Annotated in this window: 7 protein-coding genes; all 7 read right to left on the bottom strand. The window is 78.3% G+C overall.

The features are described 5' to 3' along the window. Nucleotides 1-194 precede the first annotated feature (194 nt). Nucleotides 195-1,133 carry a DNA polymerase III subunit delta gene (gene holA / locus ACI781_RS13305; protein ID WP_456566592.1) on the bottom strand — a complete coding sequence of 313 codons (939 nt, stop codon included), beginning with the start codon at nucleotides 1,131-1,133 and terminating at the stop codon, nucleotides 195-197. Next, nucleotides 1,015-3,708 (bottom strand): ComEC/Rec2 family competence protein, encoded by a 2,694-nt coding sequence (locus ACI781_RS13310; protein WP_456566585.1) that lies wholly within the window; start codon nucleotides 3,706-3,708, stop codon nucleotides 1,015-1,017. The genes holA and ACI781_RS13310 overlap by 119 nt, the downstream gene beginning before the upstream one ends. Next, a complete protein-coding gene (locus ACI781_RS13315; protein WP_456566586.1) occupies nucleotides 3,705-4,592 on the bottom strand; it encodes a ComEA family DNA-binding protein in 888 nt (295 codons plus the stop codon). Before ACI781_RS13315 ends, ACI781_RS13310 begins: the two co-directional genes overlap by 4 nt. A 135-nt stretch (nucleotides 4,593-4,727) precedes the next feature. Beyond that, nucleotides 4,728-5,606 carry a DegV family protein gene (locus ACI781_RS13320; protein ID WP_456566587.1) on the bottom strand — a complete coding sequence of 293 codons (879 nt, stop codon included), beginning with the start codon at nucleotides 5,604-5,606 and terminating at the stop codon, nucleotides 4,728-4,730. Between the two features lie 58 nt (nucleotides 5,607-5,664). Then, a complete protein-coding gene (locus ACI781_RS13325) occupies nucleotides 5,665-6,411 on the bottom strand; it encodes a histidine phosphatase family protein (protein ID WP_456566588.1) in 747 nt (248 codons plus the stop codon). After that, nucleotides 6,408-6,959: a ribosome silencing factor gene (gene rsfS / locus ACI781_RS13330; RefSeq protein ID WP_456566589.1), complete on the bottom strand. Its 552-nt coding sequence runs from the start codon at nucleotides 6,957-6,959 to the stop codon at nucleotides 6,408-6,410. Before rsfS ends, ACI781_RS13325 begins: the two co-directional genes overlap by 4 nt. Then, nucleotides 6,956-7,666, bottom strand: coding sequence for a nicotinate-nucleotide adenylyltransferase (nadD, locus tag ACI781_RS13335; RefSeq protein ID WP_456566590.1), 711 nt, complete (start codon nucleotides 7,664-7,666; stop codon nucleotides 6,956-6,958). Before nadD ends, rsfS begins: the two co-directional genes overlap by 4 nt. Nucleotides 7,667-8,322 lie beyond the last annotated feature (656 nt).

Consider the following 8,322-nt stretch of genomic DNA (forward strand, 5'->3'; position numbering starts at 1 on the left):
CCTCACGCCGCCCGGGACTCCGCGCGAGCGGCGGCCGGGGGTGCCGTCGCTCTGGGCCCGCTGCGGCCGGGCCCGCGGCGCGGCCGGACTCCCGTGCGGGCGGACCCACGGCGCGGGCGGACCCACGGTGCGGGCGGACCCACGGTGCGGGCGGACCCACGGCGGGCCGCCACCCGGCCTCCGCCGGGACGTGGTCATCGGAGGCCGGAGGTGGCGGCGCGGATGCCGACGATCCGCCGGACGGCCCGCTCGAGCGCGTAGTCGGCGCTGGCCGCCGCGCCCTTGACGTCGGCGTTGAGCCCGGCGGTCACCGCCACTGCCTGCTGCAGCCCGTCGATGCTCCACCCGCGGGCGTGCCGGAGACCGTCCTCGGCCTTGCGCCTGGGCCACTTGAACGTCCGCATCAGTTCGCCGTAGGACCGCACGTTGACCGCCTTGACGCGGGCCGCGGTCCGGACGGCCTCGGCCAGCGCGTCCGCGATGAGCACGTGGGGCACGCCGCCGTCCAGGGCCCAGCGCAGGACCTCCATCGAGCCCGCGGTGTCCCCCGACATCGCCTTGTCGGCGACGCCGAAGCCGTTGGCCTCCGCCTGTCCCCGGTGGAAGCGGGCGACGGCGTCCGCGTCGACGTCCCCGTCGAAGTCGGACACCAGCTGGCTCGCCGCCGACGACAGCTCGCGCAGGTCGTTGCCCACGGCCTCGACGAGCGCGGTGACCGCGTCGGGGGTGATCCGCCCGCCGGCCCGCCGGACCTCGTTGCGGACGAAGCCGCCGAGCTCGTTCGGCCACACCTTGGGGCACTCGTCGACGGCCGCGCCGGCCGCCCGGAAGGCCTTCAGCAACGCCTCGTTGCGCTTGCCGCCGTGGTGGACGACCACGAGCGTGAGGTCCGGGTCGGGGTCCTTGGCGTACGAGGTCAGCGCGTCGCACAGTGCGCTCGCGGCCTCGTGGACGCCGGTGACGACGACCAGCCGGTGCCCGCCGAAGAGCGACGGCGCCAGCACGTCGGCCAGCTCACCGACCGGCAGGCCGGCCGCGGCCAGGTCGTGCTGCTCCACGTCGGGGTGGCGGGCGAGCACGGCGGTGCGGACGGCGGACACCGCGCGGCTGCGCAGCAGCTCCTCCTCGCCCACGACCACCCGCAGGTGCGACGTCGGGGCGGGGGGTGCGGCGGCCACCCCCGGATGGTGTCACGAGGAGCTGACGGTCCCGCCGCGCCACCGCCGTCCCGCCCGGCGGCACGACGCCCGACTCCACGGCGCCCCACTCCACGGCGCCCGGCTCCACGGCGCCCGACTTGCCGGTGCCCGACTCCCCGGCGGGCAGGACCGGCGGGGGCGTTCCCGGCACGGCGGGGCCGGCGGCACGTGCGCCGCCGTCCGACCCGCGCGGGACCACGGCCCACTCCCCCGCCGCCCCGGTCACCGCGACGTCACCCGAGCGGTCGGTGCGGTAGACGCGCATCCCGTCGCGGCTCAGCCACGTGAGCAGGCGCCGGGTGGGGTGGCCGTAGGTGTTGTCCGCACCGACGGACACGATGGCGACCCGGGCACCGCTCGCGGCCAGGAAGCCGGGGTCGTTGTCGGCGCTGCCGTGGTGCGGGACCTTGAGCACGTCGGCCCGCAGGTCGATCCCCCGGCGCAGCAACCGCTGCTCGGCCCGGGCGCTGAGGTCGCCGGTGAACAGGACGCTGATGCCGCGCGCGGTCACCCGCGCCACCACGGACAGGTCATTGGGCTCGGCGCCCCGGGTGGCGATCTCGGGCTCCGGGGCCAGCACCTCGAGGGTCGCCGAGCCGACCCGTCGCCGGTCTCCCGGCACGAGCACCTGCTGCTGCGCGCCGGCCCGGCGGACCGCTCGGGTCAGCGCCGCCGCGCGGTCGTCGGCCGGGGAGAGCGTCCCGGTGGCCACCACCCCGACCTCGCGCCCGTCGAGGGCTCCGGCCAGCCCGCCGACGTGGTCGGCGTCGAGGTGGGAGAGCAGCACGAGCGGGAGGCGGTCGATCCCCAGCCGGTCGAGGCAGCGGTCCACCGGGGCGACCTCCGGCCCGGCGTCGACCAGGAGGGCCTCCCCCGGCCCGGTGGGCACGACGAGCGCGTCCCCCTGCCCCACGTCGCAGGCCACGAGGACCGCGGCCGGGGGCGGCCAGCCGCCGGTCACCTGGCGCAGCGGCCAGCCGACCAGGACCACTCCGGCGACGAGGGCCAGCGCCAGGGCGCGCAGCCGCGGCCAGCGCCACAACGCGAGCGCGCCGACGGCGAGCACCCCGGTCAGGGCCGCGGCGCCGACCGTGCCGGCGGGCCAGCCGGTGGCCGCGTCGGGCAGCTCCGCGGCGGACCGGGCGACCAGCACCAGCCAGCGGACGGGCCAGCCCGCCAGCCACGTCAGCCCGTCGGCGACCGGCGGCACCACGGGGGCGGCCACGGCAGCCAGCAGTCCGAGGACGGTGGCCGGGGCCACCGCGGGGGCGGCCAGCAGGTTCGCCGGCAGCGACACGAGGCTGACCTGTCCGCTGAGCCCCGCCACCAGCGGTGCGGTGGCCAGGCCGGCGGCGGCGCTGACGGCGACCGCGTCGGCGAGCGGGCGGGGCCAGCCCCGGGCCCGCAGCCGCCCCGACCAGCGCGGGGCGAGCAGCACGATGGCCGCCGTCGCGGCCACGGACAGGGCGAAGCCCGCGTCCCGGGCCAGGCGCGGATCGGCCAGCAGCAGCACGACGACCGTCGCGCACAGCGCCGGCACCGCGGCCCGTGACCGGCCCGAGGCCAGGGCGACCAGCGAGACGGCGCCCATCGCCGCGGCCCGCAGCACGCTGGCCGTGGGACGGGCGAGCAGCACGAACCCGACCAGCGCCACGGCCGCGACCACCGCCTGGGTCCGGCGGCCGACCGCGCGACGGCGCAGCGGCGCCAGGACGCCGGCCAGCACGATGGCCACGTTCGCGCCGGAGACGGCGGTCAGGTGCGACAGGCCCGCCCGGCGGAAGTCCTCCGCCAGCACCGGGTCCAGGCCGCGGGTGTCACCCACGACGAGCCCGGGGAGCAGCCCGGCCGGGACCGGGTCCAGGGTCCGGTCCGCCGACGCGGCGAGCCCGGTGCGCAGCCCCCCGGCCGCGCGCTGCGCCCACGGCGGTCCACCGAGCAGCTCCGGGCTGCCGCGGGCGGACACGCGGGCCACGACGCCGTCGACCGGCTCCGCCGGGCCGACGACGGCGCGGGTGCGCACCGACTGGCCGGGGAGCAGGTGCAGCCAGCCGTCGGCGGGGGCGAGGACGACGACCGGGTCGTCGAGTGCGACGGTCCTGCCGGCACGCGTCAGCGCGGTGGCCGTCGCCTCCACGACCACCCGTGGGGGACCTCCGCCGGCGATCGGCCGCGGGTCGCCGTCGACCTCCAGGCCCACCTCCACGGTGCCGAGCGCGGCCGGGTCCTGCAGCAGGGGCGAGCCCTGCCGGTCCCAGGAGCGCACCGCCGCCCCGGCCGAGACCAGCACGAGGGCCGCCAGCGCGGCGGCCCCACCGCGTGCGCGCCCGGACCGGCCGCGGGCCAGCACACCCGCGGCACCGGCCGCCGCGACCGCCAGCAGGGCCAACAGCGGCCACCCCGCCAGCGGCGCGGCCAGAGTGGCGCACCAGACGACGGCCGCGGCCGGGACCAGCCGGAGGTCGGTCCACGACCAGCGACGGTCGACCGGTGCGGCCGGACCGCTCACACGGTCACCAGATCGACGAGCTCGTCGTACGTGGCCGGCCCGATGCCCGGGACGTCCTCAAGCTGCTCGATCGCGGTGAACGGCCCGTTCCGGGCGCGGTGGTCGACGATCCGCTGGGCCAGCACCGGGCCGATGCCGGGGAGCGCGTCCAGCTCCGCGGCCGTCGCGGTGTTCAGCGACGTCCGCCCGCCGGACGCGGCCGGTGCGGGGGCCGCGCCGGGCGCCGCCCCGGGAGCCGGGGCCCCGGGGACGCCGACCGCGATCTGCTGCCCGTCGGACACCACCGCGGCGAGGTTGACCGTGGCCGGGTCGGTGTCGGGCAGCAGCCCGCCCGCGGCCGCCACCGCGTCGGCGACCCGCGAGCCCTCGGGCAGCACCACCAGGCCCGGCCGGGCGACCCGGCCCACGACCGACACGGTGACCGTCGGTGCGGTGTCCGCCGCGGGCCCGACCGACGGGGAGGCCGCAGCCGGCGCGCTCGGAACCGCGGCGGCCGGGCGGTCCTCCACGGGCTCCGCCCGCGGGCGGTCCAGCCAGGTCCAGCCGACCAGGAGCACGGCGCCCGCCACCGCGGTCACCAGCAGCGCTCGCACGTTCCCTCGGGTCGGGGCCACGCGGACGGCCGGCCCGGGCGCACGGTGGCGACCCATCCGGGGAGGGAGCGACGCCTCCGGCTGGTCCCGGTCCTCCGGCTCGGCGGGGCGTGGGCCGTCGACCGGGACGCGCGCCGGAGCCGGGGCCGGGAGGTCGTCGGTCGGGTCGGTCAGGTCGTCGGGCAGCCAGCCCCCGGTCCGGTTCCCCTCGTCGAGCAGGACCCGCAGCCGAGCCCGGATGACGTCGGCGTCGTCGCCCCGGCGAGCGGGGAGGCGGGAGGAGAGGCGCACCCGGCGGACGCTAGGGACGCTGCGGGCGCGGGGCACCGCCGCGCGGGCGGCTGTGGACGGGCACCGGGCCTGTGGACGGCGGGAGCGGGTCCGTCGCCGGGACGGCGCAGGGTGTCCCCCGTGCCGATCACCCGCTCAGTGCGCCTGCTGCTCCTCGTCCTCCGCGGGCGAGCGTGGCGACACGACGACGCCCACCGCACCGGGCCCGACGTGCGCGCCGATGGCCGCGCCGAGCTCGCTGACCAGCAGGTCCCCGACGTCGGGCAGGGCCGCGCGGAGGTCCCCGGCGAGCTTCTGCGCCCGCTCGGGCGAGGCGAGGTGGTGCACGGCCAGGTCGACCTCCCGCCCGTCGGCCGCCTCGACCGCCCGCTGCACCAGGCGCGCCAGGGCACGGGCGGAGGTGCGCACCTTCTCCAGGGGCACGACCCGACCGTCGGCCACGTGCAGCACGGGCTTGACCGCGAGGGCGGTGCCGAGCAGGGAGGCGGCCGAGCCGATGCGCCCCCCGCGGCGGAGGTGCTCGAGCGTGTCGACCACGAACAGGGTCCGGGTCCCCGCCGCGGTGGCCCGCGCGGCCTCGACGACGCCCGGTGCGTCCTCGCCCGCCTGCGCCGCCCGGACCGCGGCGAGCACGGCGAAACCCGTGCCCATGGCGGCGGACCGGGAGTCCAGGACCGTGACGAGGTGCTCCCCGACCTGGGCGGCCGCCAGCCGGGCGGCGTCGCACGTGCCGGAGAGCTCCGCGGACAGGTGCACCGACACCACCCGGTCCGCACCACCGTCCAGGCACCGGCGATAGGCCGCGAGGAAGTCCCCCGGGGTGGGCCGGGAGGTGGACACCTGCTGGCCCCGGGTCGTCAGGGCGCGGGCCACGTCCTGCGGCGAGATGTCGGTGCCCTCCCGCCCGGAACGGCCGGCGAGGACGACGTAGAGCGGCACGACCGCGATCGCGTACCGCTCGACCAGCTCCGCGGGCAGGTAGGCCGTGGAGTCGGTGACCACGGCGACCGGCATCCCGCGAGGCTAGCCGGAACCCGCCGGCCGGACGCCGAACTGCGCGGGTCCGGCCTGCTCAGGCGACCGCGTCGGCATCCCCCGGCGGGGGCGGCGCCTCCTCCGGGACGGCGCCCGCGCGCAGCAGACCGGTGGCGGCGCCGTCGCCCCGCTGGAGCGCCGGGTCGTGGGCCGGCGGGGTCCAGTTGTGCCGCAGCACCCGCCAGCGGCCGCCCTGCGCAGCGAGCTCGGTCCACGCGCAGTTGGCCAGCGGACCGAAGACCCGCCGGTTGCCCGGCTCCAGGTCGAGCAGGGCCTCCAGCAGCCGGCCGCTGGTGCCGCCGTGGGTCACCAGCACGGCCACGCGGGAGGGCGGCAGGTCGCGCACCACCGCGACCGCCCGCGCGGTGACCGTGGCGGCGTCCTCGCCGCCCCGGTCCCGGACCGGCCGACCGGCGAGCCAGTCGTCGTACTGCTCGGGGTGCCGGGCGGCCACCTCGTCGCGGGTCAGTCCTTCCCAGCTGCCGAGGCCGTGCTCCCGCAGCCGGGCGTCGAGCTGTAGGGGGAGGCCCAGGAGTCCGGTCAGCGCGCCGGCGGTCTGCGCGGCACGCTCCAGGTCGCTGGAGACGACGACCGTGGCGTCCGCGGTGAGCTGCAACGCCGACACGAGGTGCGCCGCGGCCACGGTCGCCTGGCGCCGTCCCTCCGCGTCGAGCGGCGGATCCTGCTGGCCCTGGAAGCGCCCCTCGGCGTTCCACTCGGTGCGCCCGTGCCGCCAGAGGACCAGTCGCGACACCCGGACGGGCGGTTCGGGCGCGGCGCTCACTGCCCGGGAGCCGGGTCCGGGGCGGTGTTCGGGGTCTGCGCGTCGGAGTCCGGGGTGGCCTGCTGCCCGGCGGCCGGTTCCGGCGCCAGGGCCGTCGGGTCGGCGCTGCCCGGATCGACGTCGTCGGCCGACAACGTGCCCGCCGGGGCGGCTGCCGCCGCGGGCGCCCCGTCCGCGGCCGGCGGCGCGTCGCGGTCGACGAAGGGGATGGTGGGGCAGTCCTTCCACAGCCGCTCGAGCGCGTAGTAGGCCCGCTCCTCGGCGTGCTGCACGTGGACCACGACGTCGACGAAGTCCAGCAGCACCCAGCGGGCCTCGGCCACGCCCTCCCGGCGGACGGGCTTGACGCCGTGCTCGCGCAGACGCTCCTCGACCTCGTCGACGATGGCCTGCACCTGCCGCTCGTTGGGCGCGGACGCCAGGACGAAGGCGTCGGTGATCGCGAGCCGGTCGCTGACGTCGACGATGGACACGTCGGTGGCGAGCTTGTCCGCGGCGGCCTGGGCGGCCAGCTGCGCGGTCTCCCGCGCCTCGACCGAGGCGGTCATCGGGGTACCTCCTGGGGTTCGGTGGCCGGCGTGCCGCCGGCCGGGTGGGCGGCAGGCGTGCCGCCGGACGGGATCGAGGGGCGGGCCGGGTCCCCGCCAGTGAGGCTCGGGCGCGGGCCCGAAGGACCCGGCCGGGTCCGCGGCGTGCTCCGGTACAGGCCCCGCTTCTCGATGTACTGCACGACGCCGTCGGGCACGAGGTACCAGATGGGCATGCCGCGGCCGACGCGGTCACGGCAGTCGGTGGAGCTGATCGCCAGCGCCGGCACCTCGACCAGGCTGGCGGCGCCCGGCGGCAGGTGACTGTCGGCCAGCTGGAAACCCGGCCGGGTCACGCCGATGAAGTGGGCCAGCTCCAGGAACCGGTCGCTGTCGCGCCAGCTGAGGATCTGGGCCAGGGCGTCGGCACCGGTGATGAAGAAGAGCTCGGCGTCGGGGCGCTCCGCGCGGAGGTCCTGCAGGGTGTCGATCGTGTAGGTGGGGCCGCCACGGTCGAGGTCCACGCGGCTCACCGAGAAGCGCGGGTTGGATGCGGTGGCGATGACGGTCATGAGGTAGCGGTCCTCGGCCGGGCTGACGTCCCGGTCGCTCTTCTGCCACGGCTGCCCGGTCGGCACGAAGACGACCTCGTCGAGCCCGAACAGCCCCGCGACCTCGCTCGCGGCCACCAGGTGACCGTGGTGGATGGGATCGAACGTCCCACCCATGACACCGACCCGACCACCCGCCACCGAGCGAGCCTAACCGGGCCCCGCCAGGCACCGTGCCGAGACGGCAGGCGGTCCGGGGTGCAGCGGCGGCACCGAGGCCCGCGCCCGGGGCCGGCCGGCCTCGCCGGTCCGGCCCCGGGCCCGGGGAGCACCCCGCGCCGGGGTGGGGGTCCCGGACGACCGGCTCCCCCGTGCCGCCGGTCGTCGCCGGCCTCCACCGCGAGGATCGGGCCGGTGCCGGGGTGCCCCGCACCCGCGCTGTCTCAACGTCCTCGCCGGGCGACGGTTACGGCCCTCCGGCGTGTCGACTCCGGTGGGTCCGCGCCGCCGGCGCCGGGCGGAGGTCGCTCCACCCGGCGCGCCACCGAGCGGCACGGTGTCGACACGTCGACCAGGAGCGCGGTCGACACGTCGACACGTACCGGCCCCGACCCGTCGACGAGTCGACCCGGCGGCCGGTCGACGAGTCGACCCGGCGGCACGTCCACGTGGCGGGCACACCAGGCCCGGTACACCAGGACCCGGTACACCAGGACCCGGCACACCAGGACCCGGCACACCAGGACCCGGCACACCAGGACCCGGCACACCAGGACCCGGCACACCAGGACCCGGCACACCAGGACCCGGCACACCAGGACCCGGCACACCAG

Source organism: Blastococcus sp. SYSU D00695, assembly GCF_054050555.1.